Origin of the sequence: Gemella sp. oral taxon 928 (assembly GCF_001553915.1) — a bacterium.
GTDB lineage: Bacteria > Bacillota > Bacilli > Staphylococcales > Gemellaceae > Gemella > Gemella massiliensis.
The window spans coordinates 482991-505317 of the sequence record NZ_CP014233.1 but is presented as its reverse complement, the minus strand read 5'-3'; the positions used below and the strand labels follow the sequence as shown (position 1 = coordinate 505317).

General features: G+C 30.0%; 18 protein-coding genes. 1 reads left to right on the top strand and 17 read right to left on the bottom strand.

Annotation, left to right across the window (positions count from 1 at the left end; all coding sequences use genetic code 11):
- Positions 1-29: 29 nt before the first annotated feature.
- From AXE85_RS02225 to tpx, 15 genes are all read right to left on the bottom strand, one after another.
- A complete protein-coding gene (locus AXE85_RS02225) occupies positions 30-818 on the bottom strand; it encodes an energy-coupling factor transporter transmembrane component T family protein (RefSeq protein ID WP_062172949.1) in 789 nt (262 codons plus the stop codon).
- Positions 811-1698 carry an energy-coupling factor transporter ATPase gene (locus AXE85_RS02220; protein WP_062172948.1) on the bottom strand — a complete coding sequence of 296 codons (888 nt, stop codon included), beginning with the start codon at positions 1696-1698 and terminating at the stop codon, positions 811-813. The genes AXE85_RS02225 and AXE85_RS02220 overlap by 8 nt, the downstream gene beginning before the upstream one ends.
- Entirely contained in the window at positions 1674-2504 is an 831-nt protein-coding gene (locus AXE85_RS02215; protein WP_062172947.1) for an energy-coupling factor transporter ATPase, read from the bottom strand. Before AXE85_RS02215 ends, AXE85_RS02220 begins: the two co-directional genes overlap by 25 nt.
- A 391-nt stretch (positions 2505-2895) precedes the next feature.
- Entirely contained in the window at positions 2896-3042 is a 147-nt protein-coding gene (locus AXE85_RS08365; protein ID WP_156439980.1) for a hypothetical protein, read from the bottom strand.
- On the bottom strand, positions 3042-3833 hold the full coding sequence (gene truA, locus AXE85_RS02210) for a tRNA pseudouridine(38-40) synthase TruA (protein WP_062172946.1): 792 nt from the start codon (positions 3831-3833) through the stop codon (positions 3042-3044). The genes AXE85_RS08365 and truA overlap by 1 nt, the downstream gene beginning before the upstream one ends.
- Positions 3834-3908: 75 nt before the next feature.
- Positions 3909-4604 carry a pentapeptide repeat-containing protein gene (locus tag AXE85_RS02205; protein ID WP_062172945.1) on the bottom strand — a complete coding sequence of 232 codons (696 nt, stop codon included), beginning with the start codon at positions 4602-4604 and terminating at the stop codon, positions 3909-3911.
- Positions 4605-4704: 100 nt separating this feature from the next.
- Positions 4705-6651: a fructose-bisphosphatase class III gene (locus AXE85_RS02200; protein ID WP_062172944.1), complete on the bottom strand. Its 1947-nt coding sequence runs from the start codon at positions 6649-6651 to the stop codon at positions 4705-4707.
- Positions 6652-6913: 262 nt separating this feature from the next.
- Positions 6914-9940: an SbcC/MukB-like Walker B domain-containing protein gene (locus AXE85_RS02195; protein ID WP_062172942.1), complete on the bottom strand. Its 3027-nt coding sequence runs from the start codon at positions 9938-9940 to the stop codon at positions 6914-6916.
- Positions 9927-11063 carry an exonuclease SbcCD subunit D gene (locus AXE85_RS02190; protein WP_062172939.1) on the bottom strand — a complete coding sequence of 379 codons (1137 nt, stop codon included), beginning with the start codon at positions 11061-11063 and terminating at the stop codon, positions 9927-9929. The genes AXE85_RS02195 and AXE85_RS02190 overlap by 14 nt, the downstream gene beginning before the upstream one ends.
- Before the next feature lie 253 nt (positions 11064-11316).
- Complete coding sequence (locus tag AXE85_RS02185) at positions 11317-11928, bottom strand: NUDIX domain-containing protein (protein WP_062172938.1); 612 nt, start codon at positions 11926-11928, stop codon at positions 11317-11319.
- Positions 11929-11940: 12 nt separating this feature from the next.
- Positions 11941-12891 (bottom strand): DNA-binding protein WhiA, encoded by a 951-nt coding sequence (gene whiA, locus AXE85_RS02180; RefSeq protein WP_062172936.1) that lies wholly within the window; start codon positions 12889-12891, stop codon positions 11941-11943.
- A gap of 115 nt (positions 12892-13006) precedes the next feature.
- Entirely contained in the window at positions 13007-14440 is a 1434-nt protein-coding gene (locus AXE85_RS02175) for an ATP-binding cassette domain-containing protein (protein WP_062172934.1), read from the bottom strand.
- Position 14441: 1 nt separating this feature from the next.
- A complete protein-coding gene (locus AXE85_RS02170) occupies positions 14442-15134 on the bottom strand; it encodes an energy-coupling factor transporter transmembrane component T (protein WP_062172931.1) in 693 nt (230 codons plus the stop codon).
- Between the two features lie 2 nt (positions 15135-15136).
- On the bottom strand, positions 15137-15757 hold the full coding sequence (locus tag AXE85_RS02165; protein ID WP_062172929.1) for an MptD family putative ECF transporter S component: 621 nt from the start codon (positions 15755-15757) through the stop codon (positions 15137-15139).
- A gap of 10 nt (positions 15758-15767) precedes the next feature.
- Positions 15768-16268 carry a thiol peroxidase gene (tpx, locus tag AXE85_RS02160; RefSeq protein WP_062174675.1) on the bottom strand — a complete coding sequence of 167 codons (501 nt, stop codon included), beginning with the start codon at positions 16266-16268 and terminating at the stop codon, positions 15768-15770.
- Between the two features lie 182 nt (positions 16269-16450).
- Between tpx and AXE85_RS02155 the strand changes: the two genes are divergently transcribed.
- Positions 16451-18493: a DUF5776 domain-containing protein gene (locus tag AXE85_RS02155; protein WP_062172927.1), complete on the top strand. Its 2043-nt coding sequence runs from the start codon at positions 16451-16453 to the stop codon at positions 18491-18493.
- Positions 18494-18687: 194 nt separating this feature from the next.
- Here AXE85_RS02155 and metG read toward each other — a convergent pair whose 3' ends face one another.
- Positions 18688-20685: a methionine--tRNA ligase gene (metG, locus tag AXE85_RS02150; RefSeq protein ID WP_062172925.1), complete on the bottom strand. Its 1998-nt coding sequence runs from the start codon at positions 20683-20685 to the stop codon at positions 18688-18690.
- Positions 20686-21340: 655 nt separating this feature from the next.
- Positions 21341-22324 (bottom strand): DDE-type integrase/transposase/recombinase, encoded by a 984-nt coding sequence (locus AXE85_RS02145; protein WP_062174673.1) that lies wholly within the window; start codon positions 22322-22324, stop codon positions 21341-21343.
- Between the last annotated feature and the right edge of the window lie 3 nt (positions 22325-22327).

The window sequence follows — 22327 nt, the reverse complement described above, 5'->3', positions numbered from 1 at the left end:
TTCAGACTAATTATTTTAATTAATAAAAGTCATAATATCACTATAAATATTGTAATAGCTATAATTAATACATAGCTTAAATAATCATATTTTTGATAATGTAATACCTTGTATCGTGTTCTTTTAGCTGTTGTATTATAGCCCCGCACTTCCATTGCCGTTGCCAGTTCATCAGCCCTTTTAAGAGTAGCTATAAACAACGGGATAAGTATAGGAATAATTTTTTTTGTTTTTTGGAGTATATTCCCCTCATTAAAATCTGAACCGCGTGATACTTGAGCATTAATTATTCTATTAGCTTCTTCCAAAATCGTTGGAATAAAACGCAGTGAAATAGATAAAACTAAGGCGAAAGTCGAAATAGGTACACCAATTTTATTTAAAAATCCAAGACTTTTTTCTATTGCGTGGGTAATTTCCGTTGGAGAAGTTGTCATCATAAAGACTATCATAATCATTACTACCAACGAAAAACGACAGGTAATAAGTATTATACCGTACAACGCACCGCTGTATAATACAAAACCGTAATACTCAATTAACTTTTCCCCCGTTCTATTAAACACCAAGTGTATTAGTGATGTAAAAAAGATTAATACACTAACCGATTTGATACTGAATATTAATTGCTTTAATGTTGTTTTAGATAAGTGTACACTTATTATCAATATTATAAATAATATCAAAAATTCTACAATATCAGTTGCTATAAATACATCAACTAAATACACCGTTACAAAAAACAGTTTTAGTCGCGGATCTAAATTATGAATAACTGTTCCTAGCGGTATATATTTACTAATTAATGAATTATTCATCTTTAGCCCTTTCCAGTAATAATTTTATGCCCTTTGTTAAATCAGAATATTTTCTTGGGAATAACCCTATGTCTATTCCCTGATTTTTTAATTTATTATACATTTTTAATACTTCCGGCAATTCCAGTGCATTTTCCGTTAATATCGTTTTATTGGTAAAAAGTTCTTCCGCACTTCCGCTAAACACTACTCTACCTTTTTTCATTACAAAGACCTTATCGGCATACTCAAGCACATATTCCATATTATGTGTTACTAAGACAATTGTCATATTTAACTGTTCTTTTAATTTACTTATAAGTTTCATAATCTCTGTTCTGCTTTTATAATCAAGTGCTACCGTCGGTTCATCAAGTATCAGTGTTTTAGGCTTAAGTGCCAAAACACCGCAAAGAGCGATTTTTCTCATCTCTCCGCCGGATAGTTCAAATGGTGATTTATCCAAATATTCTTCACTAAGTCCTACCAGATTAATTAATCTTTTTGCACGATTTATCGCTGTTCGTTCGTCAACACCGTAGTTTAACGGAGCAAAAATAATATCTTTTAACACAGTTGTTTCAAATAGCTGTTGTTCGGAAAATTGGAAAAGTACAGCTACTTGTTCTCTAAGATTACGTAATGTTTTTGCCAGTTCTTTACGTTCTTTTTTATTTTTTGCTTGTCTTAAGACTGTCGTACCGACCGTAACTTCTCCCGTGCTTGGTACCAATAAACCGTTTATATGTTCTATTAGCGTCGATTTTCCACTGCCCGTCTTGCCTACGATAACAGTATAACTGCCGTCTTGTATATCTATATTGATATTTTTTAGTACCTTTCTTTCGTAAGGGGTTTTTTCATTATAATTATAATCTACGTTTTTAAAACTAATTTGCATAATTTATCTACCACGCTCTTTTCGCTATCTGTTACTGTAAATATATCGCTATTTGTATATTCATTTAGGTTTCGTTTAAATTTCTCAAGAAAAGGTACTTCTAAATGATAATTTTCCAATATTAGGGCATTATTATATAAACTATTATAATCTCCTTTATATACTATTTCACCTTTTTTTAAAATAATTATATTATCAGAATAGATGCTTTCTTCCGCATCATGCGTTATCGAAATAATCGTCAATTTTTGCTCTTTGTTAATTTTTTTTATATATTTTAATATATAACTTCTTGCCCCCGGATCAAGCATACTTGTCGCCTCGTCCAATATTAATAGTTGCGGTTTAAGTGCCAGAGCGGATGCCAACGCAACGCGCTGTTTTTGTCCACCGGATAATGCTGTCGGTTCGGACTTTCGATATTCTTTCATATCAACAATCTCCAAAACTTCATCAATAATCATATCCATTTTTTCACGAGGAATATTATTATTCTCAAGTCCAAAGGCTATATCTTCTTCAACGGTGCTACCTACAAATTGATTATCAGGATTTTGAAATACAACCGCTATTTTACTATGAATTTCATTCAGTATTTCTTTTGAATATTTTTTATTATTTAGAAAAATATTACCGCTACTTGCAATATTCTGTCCATAAATTAATTTCATTAATGTTGATTTACCACTACCATTTTCTCCAAGGACGGTTAACCAACTGCCCTTTTCTACCACAAAAGTAATATTTTTCAATACTTTTTTTTTAGTGTTATTATATATAAAACTTACATTATCAAATTTTATCATCTTTATGTCCTTGCCTTAACAATATCATTTTATTATACCAAATTTCTTTATATTTCTCAAACTTTAGTACCGGTTGAAAATTAAAATTCTATAAAAAACAAAATATCCGGTATTTTTAATTTTTTCAAAAATAATAATTTTATTTTTTAATATCATAACCGGTTCTGATTTGTTTTTTCAATATCAATATAATATTTTAGAATTTTTCTCAAATATTTCCTTTCACTCAATTTTTTCGATAAAAAAGAATTAAGAAAAACCTTTTTCACCAAAACGGCGATTAAGTATTTTCCCTAATTCTATTACCCCATACCCCAAACCGGTTTTTATCTTAATTTTAAATTTCTTTAAGGGAAAAATAACCCGTGGTACTATGTATAATTTCTTCCTCTTATTCAATCTGTTTAAAACCTAATAATTCGTATAATTTTATCACCGGAATTAAAGCAGTTCTCGGAATATCTAACTTTTCTTTTACTAAGCTCGTTCTGATAATTTTCACCATTTTCTCATCATAAGCTAATAAATCTAACATCATTATTTATAATATTTTAAAGCATTTTTTATAAATCTATTAACAACTTCATTATTATATTCTACACATTTTAAATATAAACCTTGTGCGTCAGCACGTGCTCCGGCAAATTGTCTATCTTGTTTTTTAAATATTTCTTCAATATATTCAGCTTCATATTTTCCATTTGCAACATTTATTATAGTCCCGACAATAATTCTTACCATATTATATAAAAAACCATTACCGGTAATTTCAAAATTAATTATATTATCATTTAAACTGTCACGTTCTATAGAAAAATCATAAATTGTTCGAACTTTGTCTTCTACACTGCTATTTTTTGAACAAAATGAGGTAAAATCATGTTCTCCTAAAAAATATTGTATTGTACTCTGCGCTTTTTCTAAATCAAAACGAAAAGGTTGATGCCCTACATAATTAATTAACAGAGGATCTACTTCTTTTCCGATATATAATTTATAAAGATATGTTTTTTTTATGCTATTATATCTCACATGAAAATCATTATCCGTTAACATTGCAGATACAATACGAATGTCTTTAGGTAAATTTGCATTTATTGCCCTTTTCCATGCCTCACCCGAAATATTTAAATCACTATCAAAATGTAACACTTGGCCATAGGCATGCACCTTGCTATCGGTACGCCCACTCATATAAATACGCACATCTTTTTTGTGTATTTTTTTTAAACTCTGTTCTATTTCTGCTTGAACGGTATTATTATTCGGCTGAATTTGAAAACCGTGATAGCCGCTCCCGTCATATCTACAAAGTAAAACTACCCTCACATTATTCCTCCTTAGTAATTTTTCCTATATCCAACCATAAAATTTTTATGGATAATAGATTATTCCATTTATGTCTTAATAAGCTTTTGCCTCTTCTTCACTCATCCAAAAATGAATACCACCTGTTGAATCATACCAACGATCTTCATTGAAATTTTTGGCAAAAGCCCATTCTCCTAATTTATAGCAAAAGTCGTTATCAACAGTCGACCATGCTTCATCGTAATGCTTCGTCCCATCAAAACTTTTTATTTCTAAAACTTTAGCTTTGTCGCATCTGCAACAATTCATCGTTGACGATACTCTTTTAGCATCGCCGGGTATCAATAACTTTACTATTAAATTATTGATACATTTTTTATAAGCGATAAATGCTCCCTCTTCGGGGCAATGTAATGTAAAGTTTTTAGTCATATTATCAAATTTTATATTTTTTAAATTGGCATTCTCTAAAATCGCACCATATAAATTTGCTCCGCTAATATTCGCTCCTTCTAAATCTGCCCTACGAAGTGAAGCTGTTTGTAGATTAGAGTTTTTAAAATTAGCATTTTTTAATGAACAATCATCTAACAAACAATTTTTCAAACTACTGTTTGAAAAATTAACATTATCTAAACGGACATTAATAAAATTAGAATTTGAAAAGTCGATATTGCTTAAATCATAGTTTCTTAAATCACAATTTTCCAATATAATATCCGACAAATTCAATCTACCAGTTCTATTGTGCAGCATGTTTTTTAATTTATCAAGGTTAACTATTTTCATATCATCACCTCACATACTATTATACAATAAAAGTAAACAGCTGCAAAAATAAATTTTACAATTTATTCCGCAACTGTTTGTTTTTTCATATTTACCCTTATTATCTTTCAACTAATGTTCCGTCTTTATAAGCATCAAGCAACACTTTCAGCTGTTCTATCTGTATTTTTATCTCTTGACCGGTATCTGTATCAGCTATTGTTTTTCGCTCAACTTTCTTATCAACAACACGACGTGTCGACACAATATCCGTTTCATCTTTAAGAGCTTTTTTCTTACTTTGAAATATATCATGTCGCATAATCTGCAATCCATAAGAATTATAAGTTAATGTATATCCACCATGCCCCGTAGTTTTATGATAAGCACGTGACATACCGCCGTCGATAACAATAGTGCGTCCGTTTGCTTTAATCGGATTTTCTCCTTTTGTTTCTTTAACCGGTGTATGACCGTTAATAATATGACCACTTTCTGACAATCCAAATTCTTTTAATAACTTAATACAAAACGCTTCGTTATCACGTAATTTATAATAAGCATTTTTTACTTCTTCGTGAGAAGCCTTATCTTCAATAAAGTAGCGTTCAAATGTAGTCATATCACGTTTACCGAAGAGCGGAGAATATTCCCCTTGCCATAGATAGAAAAATAATCCGTCACCGCTTCGATCATTACTGTAAAAAATGCTACGAACTTTTTTATCAAAAAAGTCCAACATCGCTTTTCCTGTATAAGTTTCTCCCCTATAGGTAAATGTTTGGAAATTACCGTTCACATCAACCGGCATACAACCGTGAATTAATAGATTACCGTTATAACATTTATACATCGCACCTTTATTTATAAATAATTCAATATGTTTTTTTAATTTTTCACTGGTGGTAAATAACTCTCTTAATTTTTTCACTACTTTTTCTTCTTCCTTACTCAGTTTATAAGGATTTTTTCTATCAACGGTCGGAAAATTACATGACGTCATCGGATATGTTTTCCCACGCACCTCTACAGTTTTTTTCTCAAAGTTTATTTTATCAAGTAAAGCACGACTACCTAAATTAAATTCCGGATTTGCATCAATTTCCTGTTTTTCCAATTTAAACTGAATTACCGCTATAGCCTTGTGCATACGTGCTATTTGCATAATTTCATGTTCACTGTATTTTAATTCGTCATTTTTCGATAATTTCGGCATAAATTCCTTACAAGGATCATCTTTATAATATGTTTCACTAAGATTTAATAAACTTCTTAAAGAAATTCCATATCTGTCTTCTATAATATCCAAATTGTCATATCTCGCACAAATTCTCAGTACATTCGCCATAGTAATTGCATCGCCACAATATGCTCCAATCCACAACATATCATGATTACCCCATTGAATATCTACAGAATGATAATTAAGCAGGCGATCCATGATTTTATCAGGATAAGGCCCACGATCATAAACATCACCCACTATATGCAGGTGGTCAATAATCAGTTTATGAATAGATAAACTAAGTTCAATAATAAACTTATCCCCTGCTCCTAATTCAATGATATTTTCAACAATTTTCTCATAGTAATCAGCTTTATCACGTGTTTGCATTTTGTATAACAATTCTTCAATGATGTAACTAAAATCACTTGGTAGAATTTTTCTTACTTTTGAACGTGTATACTTACGTGCCGCTATTTGAGTTACTTCTAATAAACGTAAAAGCAAAATCTTTTGATATTCTTTATATTCGTTCTCAGTAAATTCTTTTTTCAATATATTTAACTTTTCTTCCGGATAATAGATAATTGTTGCCAATAAATTTAACTCTTTTTGTTGCAATCTATTACCAAAAACTTCTTTTAATTTTTCTTTAATTACACCGGAACCATTACGTAATACATGGTCGAACGCCTCATATTCGCCGTGAATATCACTAAGAAAATGCTCTGTTCCTTTTGGCAATGATAAAATCGCCTCAAGGTTAATAATTTCTCTCATTGTTTCATTAATATTTTTAAAATTATTTGATAATAAACGTAAATGTTCCCTAGATATATCCATAGTTTTCTCCTTGAAATCGTTTTATACCTATCATTCTATCACTTTTTTTATCATATTTCAATTAGAAAACGTATCATAATACTAAAATTAGATTGTTATTATTTCCTGTTATTTTAAATATCAAATTCAATTATTTTTTCGTTATCCTGATAAAAGGTTTTACAACAATAGTTTTAATTTCAAGAATATAGCCACCCTATATATATTATATTTTTACACATTTAATCCGGCATCTCTCACATATGAATAACCCTTGTTAAAATTAAATACCTACTATTTTTACTTTTGATGAATTATTATCAGAATATACTTCCACTCCGGCTCGTACCCGCTCTTTTAATTCACTAACATGGGATATTATTCCGATATTTCTACCATATGACTGCAATTCAATAAGAGTTGAGATGGCAGTATCGAGTGTTTCGCTGTCTAATGAACCGAACCCCTCATCTATAAAAATCGTTTCAAGAGAAATACTGCCGCTTTCTTGCTGAATAATTTCAGCAAGTCCTAATGCTAGGGATAGCGAAGCTAAAAATAACTCACCTCCGGAAAGAGAACTAACATCTCTGTTACTGTTTGAATTAACGTCATATACTTCTATATCCAAACCTTGAAGTCCATTACCTTTTTGACGTTCTAATTTTCTTATAAAACTGTAACGCCCCTCGCTCATTTTTAAAAATCGCCTTGAGCCGGCTTCTAATATCAGATCAAGATAATAACCTTGAACATATGTTTCAAGGGATTTTTTGTTATCGGTTTTCCCGCTGATAACATTACTTAAATGGATAATTTCGTTGCTGTTACCAACATCTTTTTTCCATATATTATATTCACCCAGTAAAGCATTATACAACTCATTATTTGTGTTAAAAATTGTTTCAAGGACAACCGCTTCTTTCTTTATTTCCTCTAAGGAATTTCCTTTTTTGTCCAATTCTAGTTTTATTTGTTCCAACTGTGGGCGTTGTTTTCCTAGCAGTTCTTTTTTCAATCTCTCAATATTATTCAATAACATATTTACGTTATTATTATATTCTTTTACCGTTAAACGGTATTCCTCTAATTTTTTTATTTCAGACAAATTATCATTGGCAGTTTCAATACTATTATAGTATTGTTTTAATTTTGAATTATTAAATTCTTCTGTTAAATTACTTTTGTCAATTTCCAACTTTTCAAACTGCTCTATATTATTTTTTATTTCAAAATCTAATTTAGCATCAGCAAGCACCAAATTATTTTTTGTTTCGATATATATTTTTTCTTTTTTCTGAAAATCTTTTATTCTGTCCAGTAGCGAATTATAATATTTTTCAAAATCATCAACATTAACTTTTATTTTTTCTTTATATTGACTTATTTTAATTTGAGCGGATAATAATTTTTCCTTATAGCTTTGTTCTTTTTGCAAAACTTCTTCTAATTGTACTATCTCTTTTTCCGACTCATTTACAGCTTTTTGTATTTTTTTTAAACTTTGTTTTATTTTATCACTTTTCTCTTTTAATCTGCTCTCGTTATTACTTAATTCTTCCAACTCTTCGGCTGCTTGTTTATTTATCTCCATTTTCAGCGTAGCAGATTTTTTCTCCAATTCAGAAATATCTTCTTTATTTTTTTGGAATGTTGTTTCCAATTTTATTATTTCCCTTGTAATATTTTCCAACTCATCTTTAAAATTAGAATCTAACTGAACTACATTTTCTTTTTTGGGAAGATGTTTTATCTTTTGCTTGCAAAGTGGACAATCATCACCAATATGAAGTTTCTCCACTAAATTATTTATTAATTCTCTATTTTTATTTTTTTCTATTTCAGCTACTTTATTTTCCAACTCTTTTTTAGTTATTAGTAACCCCTCTAATTTAGTCTTATCAGCCTTAACTTTTTTTAATTTATTTTCTATTTCTGTTGTTAAGTTATAATAATTTTCCAGATTTTCTACTTCATATTCTTTCTTTAAAATTTCCAGCTTAATATTATTGAATTCTTTTTCCACTACGATATTATCTTCTTCTATTTCCTTTTGTTTAGCGATTTGTTCTTCCAAACCTATTTTATATTCCCTAAGTTTGTTCTTATCAGCTTCTAAATTACTAATTTCCAAAAGATATTTTTTTTCATCAAAAAATGCTTCCTTATAGCTGTTAATATTATTGTAAAAATAACTTCTTTCTTCTACATACTCTAATTCTTTTTCTTTTGTTTCGGCAATATTTTTTAAATAATCTCCTAAATTATTATTTTTCTCTAATTCCTTAATATAATTTTCTTTTTTCTTTATTAATTCTTCGCTTTTATCTTTTTCGTTCTTTATTTTTTCCAACAAAGTATAATACAACTCTATTTTATGTTTATTTTTCCCCAATTCTTCTAATTTCTCTATTATTTGATTAAGGTTTGCAATATTTTCTTCTTTAGCCTGTAAGTTTTCATATTCATTATTGTAATTATCCAACTGAATAAACTTATCATCTACTTTACCTAACTCTAAATACTTATTTTGAAGTTTTAAAAACTCCATTTCTTTTTCTTTTAAGTCTTGATCTAAATTATTTTTTTCTTGTTCTTGTTTTTTAAGCTCCTCTTTTAAATTATCAAAACTATTTTCTTGGAGATATTCTACCTCTTCCAACTTATTTGAAAATTTAAAATGACTAAATCTATTTATCAATTCTTTTTCTTTTACCTTGTATTCACTCGCTAATTCTTTAGCGTAATTTTGTAATTTTTCTACAAATTTTTGGTATAAATAAGTATTAAATAATGAGCGTAAAATTGCAGCCTTTTCTGATGATTTTGAGAGTAACAGCTTTTTAAATTCTCCTTGTGGCAAAATTATAATTTGACAAAATTGTTTATCATCAAGCCCTAACAGTTCTATCACTTTTTCATTCACCGTTGTTTCTTTACTCGCAATAACTTTTATATTATCGCCGTTTATTTGCATAAATTCAACTTTACCGGGTGTTAGCGACCTGTTTCCTTTTTTAAGATACGCTAACGTTCTTTCTAAACGATAGCGTTTTTCTTTTATCTCAAAATCAAAAATAACCTTTGTCTTAATTTTATCATCGGCAGTTTTTGAGCGTAAGCTATCAATATTCTTACCACCGCTAGTTTTGTTATAAAGTGCATAAACCATTGCATCAAACAAAGTTGATTTTCCTGCACCGGTTTTTCCTGTTATAAGAAATATCGGTTCATTTATTATTTTACTCCATTCTATTATTTCATGTTTATATGGTCCAAACTCCTGTAATTCTAATCTAATTGGTTTCATCGCTATTCACCGCCTTAAAAATATTATCCAGTGTTTTTTTCTGAATATATGTAAGTTCTCCACTAGCTTCTTCTTTATAAAAATTTTCTATAAGTTCTAACGGAGTTTTTGATAACATTTCTTTGGTTAAACTTTCTTTTTCGTTATTTTCTTTTTTTGTTTTTTTCTTTAATAATAGGGTATTGGGATACATTGCCTGTATTCTTGGCATCGGATCTGTTATACCGTCCAATCCGCTAAGTTCCATACTAAAAAAATCATTCTTAAAATTAAAGTTTTTTTGAAACTCCTTAGTCATTACTTCGCTATAATCCGCCACTACATTATGTAGCTTTCGCAGTGGTTCCAACGGTAAAAACTGTTCTTCAAATGAATTTTTCGTAATATTAATAAGCCTTGTCCCTTTTATTTGTTTTGCTTCACTAAATGAATATGCTAACGGACTACCGCTATATTTTATTTTTTCTTCATTACACGCATTCGGATTATGAAGATGTCCAAGTGCCACATAATCAAATTTTTCAAAAACATCAACTGCCACATTTTCTACGGTACCGACAGAAATTTCACGTTCGGAGTCGGTTTCCAAACTACCGGCAACAAAAGTATGTGCAACAAGAATATTAATATTCTTCTCACTCATCGTACTATATATTTCATCAACAACTCTCTTAGTCGCTTTATGATGTGTATCAAGTGTATTATCGTTAAAATACTCCCTTGCTTCATACGGCTCAAAATATGGTAACAAATACATGTCTACATTATCAAATGTTATTTTTTTAAAACTTTGCTCAAGTGTTGTATGTAAGTAGAAATTATGCTGACTGAACCACGCCTCTCCTACCGAAAGTCGCTCTCTACTATCATGATTACCGCTAATCGCAACAATCGGTAAATTATGTTTGATATTAATATCGGAAAGTGCTTGTTGTAGCAAATGCGTTGCCTCTTTACTCGGGATACTCTTATCGTATAAATCACCCGCAATAATAAGTAATTCCGGATGATATTTCTCTATTTGATTAATAATTTGATTAATAATATATTCTTGGTCTTCCAGTAGACTAATCCCTTGTAATTTTTTCCCAATATGCCAATCGGCTGTATGTAATATTCTCACACCAATTCCTCCGCTATATTTAATATAATTATTATAACAAATTTTTTTACCCAAACCAACGTAATTATAAATATATATTATTTTACAAACATTGTTATTAGGCTCGTTTCTATCCTTTGTGGTTGATTTTTTAAGGTTACCACCACTATAGAATTAGCAACAAATAATATTTTATATATAAATATATACAAAAAGCTAGTTGGGCAAAACAGCAAAATCTATTTTTACCCGACTAGCTTTCTTTATAATATTGTTACATTATCGGTTTTAAAAATGCCGACCATGTTTCGTAATTTTCTTCAGCACGTGCTTCTTCCGTATTATCCCACTTTATAACAAGCGTATCGTTTTCTTTAACTTCGACTTTATCTTTATCAACTTCACAAGTGTAAACTACTCCGACATGTACTTGACCGACAACTTCTTTATCATCATTTATTAAGCCTACAAAATGAAGATTTTTTAGTGCGTAATCCTCATCTACTCCTACCTCTTCGTTCAATTCTCTTGCCGCATTAACTTTTAACATCTCGTATATTGTCTTTCCTGCTACTTCGTTCATATGCCCGCCAATTCCTACAGATGCTTTCCCGTGAAGTCTTGCTTCACCGCCTCCTACCAGACGACGATATACTAATACTTCTTTAGTTATTTTATCTTTTACCAACACATAACCGATAAGTTGCTTATATTTTGGATTTTCTTCCATATCGCCACGACGTTTTACTTCGTAATGTTCAAATGTATCTACTATTTTTTTTACTTTCTCGTCTTCTTTTGGTAAAAAACCGTAGAAATCATTTTCCTCATTATTAAATAAAATTTCTCTTTTCACGACCAATATTTGTTCATCCCACTTGCTCATTACTATTCTCCTTTATTTTATCTTATATGTTCCATCTCTCAGTTCTTTTGCAATTTTGGATATTTTTCTAAAACGGTGGTTAAGCCCCGATTTTGATAAGTTTCCATCCTCTATCATTTCCGCTATTTCTTTTAACGGATACTCCGGATATTTTAAACGTGCTTCTGCCACAACACGAAGTTTATCATCAAGATTATCAAGTCCCAACCGCTCTTCTATTACATTAATATCTTCCACTTGTTTAGCAGATGCGTTTACCGTTTTATTCATATTAGCCATATCACAATTTTGCATTCTATTGACGGAGTTATTAATATCACGAACTATTCTTTCATCCTCAAACTGAAATAACGCTTGATATGCACCGACTAAATTTATAAATTCCGCTATTTTTTCCGACTCTTTAATATAAACTATATAACCTTTTTTTCTCTCTAAGGTTCTTGAGTTAAGTTTATAAAAATTTAATAACTCATTGAGTTCTTTAATATGTTCCAAATAAGATGAAAAAATTTCCATATGATAACTTGAAGTTCTCGGATTATTTATTGACCCTCCTGCTAAAAATGCACCACGTAAATAGGCTCTTTTTTTCTCATCTGTATTTATTAATTCATTAGCTATATCCACACGCATTGTATAATCATCACCTAAAATATATAACTCGGTTAAGATCTCTTTAACATTTTGTTCCAAACGACAAATATAGACATTATTTTTTTTTAATTTTAATTTTTTTCGCACCGAAATATGAACGTCAACATTATAAAAATATTTCACCAAAGAAAACATTCTTCTTGCTATTGAGGCATTTTCAGTTTGAAAGTTAAGGCTTAGTCTGCCATTTGCTATTGTTAAAACACCATTCATTTTTATAAGTGCTGATAACTCTGATAAAAATTCTTCTTTTTTCGTTATTTCTATTAGAGTTAATTCTTTTTTCATATCCGACGCATATGACACACCAATCCCTCCTTTTTACTTTAGCTTTTTTATTTTACCATGATAGCCATTAATAGACAACTGTTTTAGTGTATCAAAATAAATTCAAAGAGATTTTTTTCCCTTTGAATTTATTTTAACTCATTATTTTTAAGATTTTTTCTTTTGTTTCAACGTTTAGATCAATCCGTTCTCTTATCCCGTTTTCATCAAAGTGCAATACTTCATCGGCAACTGTACATAAAAATTCATAATCATGAGTTATGATAAAAATAACTACATCGCTTTTTCCTATTTCATGAATTAATTTACTCAATTCTATCATATTAATGTAGTCCAAACCACTTGTCGGTTCATCAAAAATAAGAATTTTTTTCTTTGATAAAAGAGCCGAAGCAATAGCTACCCGTTGCTTTTCTCCACCGGATAATGTATTGGGGTGTCTTCCTAACAGTTTTCTTATACCCAGACTATCGACTATTTTATCAAACATTTCTATATTATTACAACCCAATTTTATTTCTTTATCCACTAAATTGGTAAATAGCTGATAATTAACATCCTGCATTACTTGGAAAGTGTTTTTTAACAAACCTTTTTTAGAAATAACTTCCCCGGCTAATTCTATATTATATTTAATTTTTACTAAGCCACTTAACGCATTTGCAAAAGTAGTCTTACCACAGCCGTTATCTCCAATAATGGCATAAACTTTTGAAGTTGAAAAGTTTTCCCGTTTTATTTCTATATTTTTTTTATTTACCTTGTAGCTAAGAGAATTTATCATTAAATAATTTTCTTTACCATCTGTAACTCTTTTTCTTGTAGCAAGCTCTACTTTGTTCAAATCTATTTGTCTTGTTTGACAAGCTCTACCGTCAAAATTATTTAATTCTTCTTTACCAACAGAATGAATGACTTTACCGTCTTTTATGATGTACATTCTATCTATTAAATCTTTTAAGTAGTATATTCTATGTTCAGCAATAATAACCGTTTTTCCATTTTTTTTCAAATTTTGTATAATGGTAGAAATTAGCTTTATAGCCTTAAGATCTAGGTTACTCGTTATTTCATCAAGAACGTAAATATCAGCATCCAACATCATGCTTGCCATAAAAGCTAATTTTTGTTTTTCTCCGCCACTAAGTTCAAGGACGTTTCTATCAAGAAGATGTTCAGCAGAAAATTCGCTAATAACCTCATCTATTCTTTTTTGAATTTTTTCCCTTGGATAACCGTAGTTTTCCATACTAAAAGCAAGTTCACTCGTTGAATCAAGGTTAAAAAATTGATTTTTAGGATTTTGAAAAACGCTGCCGACTATTTTTGAAAATTCCCTTAATCTATCACCAATATTCAAATGAAGAACCTTAAGTTCGCCACTATACCCGCCTGAGAAAAATTCCGGTGCAAGACCGTTTAGCACTCTAAGAATTGTCGTCTTACCGCTACCGGAGTTTCCGGTAAAAAGAACACACTCCTCTTTTTTTATATCAAGCGATAAGGAATCTATATTTAATTTTTCCGATTCTGTATATTTATAATTAAAATTTTTAAATGTTATCAACTTACCACCCCATAAACATAATATAACTGAATAAAGCTAAACATACCAATATAACTAGGTAATCCTGTATTCTAAATTTCAATGTAATAAATGAAGTAGGTTTAGCCTCATTATCTATTCCTCGACATAAACAAGAAACCGCAAGTTCATTAGCAATATTCGTACTAATAATAACATAAGGAACAAAAACATATTCAAAAAACTTGAACGGATGAATTAGGTAATACCCTCTGGTTATACCTATTCCTTTCATTTTTAGAGAATTTTTTATCTGTTTATAGTCCGTCATTAATACGGGGAAAAATCTATACAATACCGCCAAAACAATTATTGCATTTTTCGGTATCTTTATCATTCTTAAAAAAGTTATTAACTCTGATACTTTAGAACTGCTAACCAATGCTATTCCGGCACAAAGCGGGAAATAAATAGTTTTAAACATTAAAGAGGTCAGCAGCAAAAAGCTATCCAACATCTTTACTATGGAAACATGCCCGAAATATACCTCATAAATAGTAAAAATCAAATATACAAGAAACATTCTCCCTGCTCTTATAGGCTTGGACTCTATCGCTAAATATAAAGTAAAAAATATAGCTACACCTAAATGCCACATTACATCTAATGATTTAAACATAAGTACATTAGCCAATATAAGCAATAGTATTTTTGTTCTTATATCCAACTTCAACATAATTACAAACCTGCTTTATGGAAATTTTTAAAGTATAGTTTTCTACCTAAATATGCTCCAATAAAAGATAATAGTACCGTTAATACTATAATTAAAATAAAAGTTTTAATATCAGAACTTCCCATTACAAAATCTATTTTTTCTTGAGAATAATTTCTCCCTTGAAGATGTTTTATATAAGTATCTTTCATAAAAAACATTGGAAGTATTATACCGATATTTCCAAGATTAAAGAATAGATAAGACAAATATTCATTATTCTTTCTAAAGAAAAATTCTGCAAATATTGCACAAACAATCATAGTTACAGAGCCAACCAATGAATGACCCGTTAAAGCTATAAAAACTGCAATTATTGTTATCATTGTGAAAATTGCCATGTTTTTATTTATTTTATTAAAAATTAAACTATAAGCACTTCCACAAACTAACGCAGTCGCAGCAGAAACATATGTTGCAAAATAAACCTTACCGCCAAAAACAACTGATGTTACCAATGTTCCGATACCTACTCCGATTGCCATTGATAAAATCAAAAGTATTGTATAAAGCCCTAATGTAATTAAATCTTTTATTTGAAGTTTTTTATTACCTTGTTTATCTATGTATTTTAATTCTGTCATTAATTACCTCTTATAATATTTTTTTTACAACTTCTAGTGCAGCTTCATAGTTCGGTTCACTACCGACTTCTTCGCAAAGTTCTTTATGACGAACTACACCTTCTCTATCAAGTACATACACTAATCTTGCCAATAAACCTAATTCCTCAATTAGTCCCCCGGCATTATTTTCAAAATCTTTGTACTTGTAGTCGGAAACTGTTATTGCATTTTCGATTCCTTTATCTGCACAAAAACGTCCTAAAGCAAACGGTAAATCTTTTGAAACAGTAATGACAACCAAATCGTTGTAGTTTTTTACCTCTTTATTAAATCTTATAGTCTGCAAAGCACAAATTCCTGTATCAACCGATGGAAAAGCGTTAATAACAACAACTTTACCTTTATAATCTTCTAAATTAAAATCAGCAAGTTCTTTCGTTACCGCTTTAAATGTCGGAAATACATCACCTACTTTAACTATATCTACCACTGTGACCGGTTTTCCTTTAAACGATATTGTTTTCTTCATAGCAATTACCATCACATGATAAAAAATATCATGTGTCCTTTCTTAATTTTATCTACTTAATGATAACATATTTCAATTAGGATGGTAAAGTTTTTTTTATTATTTTAACTCATTTTTATGTAGTAGTAATAGAATTTTATGGTATAATAAAATATAATAATTAGTACGAAAGGATTGTTACAATGACACAAGATGAAAAAGATAAATTAACCGATCAAGAAGAAAATTCTTCTAAAATTGATCCTGACGACAACACTAATATATCTTTTTTTGGTCGCCTTAAAAGTCAATTAGGAAATTTTAAAAAAAACAAAACAGAAAATAGCAACCTTGAAGAAGACCATCCAGAACAAAAATTTTCACCATTTCAAATAAAAAAAGAAATCAAACAAAAAGAGCAAGAAGCTAGGGCTAAAGCCGAAAAACTGGAATATGAGAGAAAACAGTTTGAAGCTGCACAAAAAAAAGCGGAAGAAGAACGTGAAAAACACCATTTAGAACGAATGGAACAAGAACGTATTGAAAAAGAGCGTATCGCTCGTGAAAAAGAACTTGAACGAGAGCGTATTGAAAAAGAAAAAGCTGAAAAACGTGAAAAAGAGCGTATTGAAAAAGAGCGTATCGCCCGTGAAAAAGAACTCGAACGAGAACGTATCGAAAAGGAAAAAGCTGAAAAACGTGAAAAAGAACGTATCGAAAAAGAACGTATCGCCCGTGAAAAAGAACTTGAACGCCAGCGTATCGAAAAGGAAAAAGCTGAAAAACGTGAAAAAGAACGTATCGAAAAAGAACGTATCGCTCGTGAAAAAGAACTTGAACGCCAGCGTATCGCAAAAGAACAAGCTGAAAAAAGAAAACAAGAATTTTTCGAAAAAGAGCAGGCATTTAAACTGGAAGGCGATAAAAAACAGGTAGAATTTCTGGAAAAAGAAAATAAAATAAAAGAAGCAGAAAACCAAATATTAATGCTTAAAACAGATGCCATAGTATTAGACGATAAAATCGCCGAAGAAAAAAGAGCTATAGACAGTTTAAAAATAAATAATGATGATAAAGAAAAAATTACTTATCACGAAAAAAAATTAGCCAACTTTACCTTTGAAAAGCAAAAATTGGAAAAAGAGATTTCTCTAATAACCAAATCTATCGAAAAAATCAAAAAAAATCTTGAACTTGAACACAAATTAGTTGGGCTAAAAAAAGAAATATACAATATAAAAAAAGAAGTCGTTAACGAAAATGAAACAGCATTTAAAATAAAAGATTATGACAATAAGGTGAAAAATATTTTCTTAGTAGCTTTCGCATCTATAAAAGCATTTATTTTAAAAAATATTTTTAGAAAAAATGTCGAAAACTATGATAAAATTAGGAAAATTTCAAAAAATATTAAAATAAAAATTGCAATTTCCTTTATTCTTGCGATAGTTTTATCAATCTTCTTCCTTATTCTACTAAAATTTGTTTCTTCTGCCAAGGAACATTATGCTGATTTCGACAATGTTCAAACCCCTGCTGTAGACTCTACAGAAGAGATGAAAAAACAAAAAGAAGCTGAAGAAAAAGCTAAGATACTTGAAGCACAAGAAAAAGCAAATGCGGCAAGAATCGATTCGGCAGCACAAGATGAAGAAATAACCGCAAAACTTGGTGGAACATTTGTCAGCTATTCTTTTGATGTTAACCGTGAAATTACGGTAAACAAAAAAATTCATACATTCAACTCTGCCAACTGGAATGATGTTGATAAAGTTGTTGAATCCGGGACTAAATTTACAGTTAATAAACTGGTTTCCCCTGCCGGATATATGATGTATCAAATTACTTCCGGTGACCACGCCGGAAAATTCATTACGGCTAATGAAAAATTTGTTACTATTGATAAAAAAAATGATGATACCTCTAATTTTATTTCTAAGACAAGTGCTATTAAATTCCTTGCTACTCAAAATGTGTATAGCGATGAAGAAATTAGTAAGGTTAAAGCTACTTTCGGTAGTAACGCCGTCCTTAATATCAGTGGATACGGTATTTCTAAAAATAATAGATTAGTATATCATATTACAGACGGTTCATTTATTCCGGTTAATCCTGTGAGATTAATTGAAGTTACCCGTGAATCAGCTAAATCAAAAAATATTGATAAAGATAATAATAACAGTTCTAACAATCAAAAAAACAGTACCACACAAAACACTACCCGTTCTAAAAAAAATAACAGATAATTAAAAGTGGTGCTACATAAGTAACAAAAATAAATAAATTAGGATTATTTCAAAAATTTCAAATTTTTTATAAAATAAGAGCGGTTTTAAGTATGATTTCAAAAATCACATTTTAACCGCTTCTAATTTATTTAATAATCTCAAACCTAAAAACCTCACAAACTGCCAGTTCAATTTGTGAGGTAATTATTTTATTATCTTATTTCTGCACCATTTGGAACGTCAGCACTAATTTCCACTACTCTTAGTATTCCATCTTTTTCTGCTGATAAAATCATTCCTTCGCTTAATTCTCCACACAATTTAACTGGTTTTAAATTTGCAACAATCGCTACTTTTTTACCGATTAACTCTGTCGGTTCATAATACTTGGCAATACCCGAAACGATTCTACGTGTATGATTTCCTAAATCCAGCTTGAACTTCAATAGTTTAGAACTTTTTTTCACTTTTTCACATTCCAATACTTCTGCTACTCTTAATGATGTTTCAAAAAATTTATCAATGGTAATTTCTTCCGCTAATTCAACAAAAGAATTATCTTCTTCTTTTATTTCTGTTTCCAAATTTGCCAATGATTTTGGTGACATTTGCTCTTTAATGTACCCAATTTCAACTTCTTTATCAAAACGTGGGAATATCGGCATCGGTTTTTCAATTACTTTTACATCACCTTTAAAAACACCGAATGTTTTTACCGTATTAAATGTTAATAAATCTTTATTAATCCCTAATTGTTTTGCAATTTCTTTAGGTGCATTCGTTAATGCCGGACTAATCAGAATGGTTGCTATTCTCAAACTTTCTGCCAAGTAATTCATTACCTTATCAAGTTCTGCTTTACTATTTTCGTCTTTTGCCAAAATCCACGGTGTTGTTTGGTCAATATATTTATTAGTTCTTGAAATAAATTTCCAAACAGATTCCAACGCTTTAGAAAATTGCATATTTTCCATATAATCTTCATAATCTTCAACAACTTCTTTTGATAATTCGATTAATTCTTTATCAAATTCAGTAGTCGGTGCTACGAATTTCGGAATAATACCACCACAGTATTTATTAATCATCGAGATTGTTCTGTTCAACAAGTTTCCTAAATCATTTGAAAGATCCGAATTAATTCTTTCTATAAAACTCTCCGGTGTGAAAATACCGTCCTGTCCAAACGGAACTTCACGTAATAGGTAATAACGTGCCGCATCTAAACCATAACGTTCAATTAACATATATGGATCTACTACATTACCTTTTGATTTACTCATTTTACCGTCTTTCATTAAAAACCAACCATGAGCAAAAACTTTTTTAGGCAGTGGTAAATCTAATGCCATTAATAAAATCGGCCAATAAATCACGTGGAAACGAACAATTTCTTTCCCAACTACTTGTACATCAGCAGGCCAGTATTTATTAAATAATTCTTCACTCTCACCGGTAGCATACCCCAAAGCTGTAATGTAATTTACCAAAGCATCTATCCATACATATACAACATGTTTCGGATTTGATTTTACTTTCACACCCCAGTCAAAGGTTGTTCTGGTTACAGCCAAGTCTTCCAATCCCGGTTTAATAAAATTGTTTAACATTTCATTTTTTCTACTTTCCGGTAAGATAAACTCCGGATGTTCATCATAATATTTTACCAAACGATCTGCATACTTACTCATCTTAAAGAAGTAACATTCCTCACTAACAAGTTTTACCTCGTTACCGCTTGGTGCAATACCTCCGATCATATTTCCGTTTTCATCACGAAATACTTCTTTTAGTTGAGTTTCAGTAAAGTACTCTTCGTCACTTATTGAATACCACCCTTTATACTCACCAAGGTAAATATCACCTTTTTCAATAAGACGTTCAAAAATTTCTGCAACGGCTTTTTCATGATAATCATCAGTTGTTCTAATAAACTTGCTATAATCAATATCCATCGCTTTCCATAATTTTTTTATATTTCTAATCATTTCATCAACATAAGCCTGTTCACTAATTCCTTTTTCCTGTGCTTTTTGTTGAATTTTTTGTCCATGCTCATCAGTCCCTGTTAAAAAATAAGTATCAAAACCGCTTAATTTTTTATATCTAGCTATTGCATCACATGCAACCGTTGTGTAAGCATGACCTATATGTAAATTACCACTTGGATAATAAATGGGTGTTGTAACGTAAAATGTTTTTTTAGTCATTTCACAAAACTCCTCTCGTAAGTTTCATTATAATATACAGTAACTATTGTACCATATATTAAAGGCTATTGCATAACTTTTTACAATGTACAGGGTAAAAAAAATAGGATAAAAATATCCCAACTCTAATATACTCGAAATTTACATCTTTCTCAAACTTTATCTTATATCCTATCCATTCGGACACTGTACATCTATTAATATTTAGTACTCTCGAAATTCACACATACTATTAGTCTAAATATCCATATAATCTCAGATTTTTATAAATAACTGCTCACAACGAGCAACCTTTCGGCATCTTAAATAAATTTTTATTTGAACTCTTTTGTAAATTTCGAATATGTCTATATTGTACCCTTGATTCTGTAAAAAATCAAGTTATACTATATTTACTATACTTTGTACATTTGTAAATGATGTGAGACAAAAAAAGTAAAAAATAAATACCAGATATAATAGAATTACATAGAAGCTAGCTTCTATGTAAACCGTATGAAGCCCCCGACGTAAATTACATTATTTTATTAGATTTGCCAGCTTTAATTCCTTAGAGAACATTTCAGATTTCTAAAACTTATTTGTCAAGGATTTGAAAAAGGCGTAGCCCTTGTCCTTGACAAATAAGTTGTGAAATCTATTATCTAACAAGGAATTAAAGCCGGCATATTTTTATAGACTCTTTCCGTAACTCTTTTCTTTTTTCAACAGGAGAAAGCCAATTTAAAGTCTGCATAGGAAGACGGTTAGAGCGATATAGATACTTTTTCATCTGAGATACAAGATCATCATACGAAAAGAAAGATAAATGCCTGTAAAAACGTTCATTATCATTTCTATGACTACGTTCAACCTTACCGTTATGTCTAGGAGTTCTAGGTCTAATAAGTTGATGTTTAATGCCAAGATTATTACACAATACATCAAAAGGGTGTATTCGTTTAGTATCTTTAAAATGTGTAAATTCAAAACCATTATCAGTTTGAATTATCTTGGGTTTATACCCAAAATAATCAATAGCCATTTTAACAAATTGAACAGTAGAGTATGATGATTGTTCTTTAAAAGGGAAAATAAATCTTTCCCTAGTAGCTTCATCAATGATAGTATATTGATAAAATTTATCAGGAATTTCTCCTACATAACAACGTTTAGGAACATATTTCACATCAAGTTGCCATTTTTTACCAATTTCAGTAGGTGTATTATAGGGTTTAGGTTTATAAGGAATTACTTTTTTCTTAGTATCTTTATAAAAACCTAATTTTCTAAGCACTCTAAATAAAGAACAAGGATGTCTTTTATAACCTTTGTTGAATTTAAGTTTAGCATATAATTCAATCATAGAAATATTAGGATTACGTTTAATAAGATTTTTAATCCAAGACAATTCTTCAACTGTATGGGCGTTAGGGTGAATGGAATGAGGTCTATGAGACTTATCTATAAGAGACTCTTTAGTACCGTCATATTTTTTATTCCAACGCAAAAGAGAGGCTTTTGATATTTTATAGCGCCTACAAACAAAACGAATAGAGTTACCATTTCTATAAGTTTTAACTGCAGCTATTCTTGTTTGTAAAGTATGAGGTATATATCGTTGTGTTTTTTCTATATTTTCTGTTATAATAGTTTTCATAAG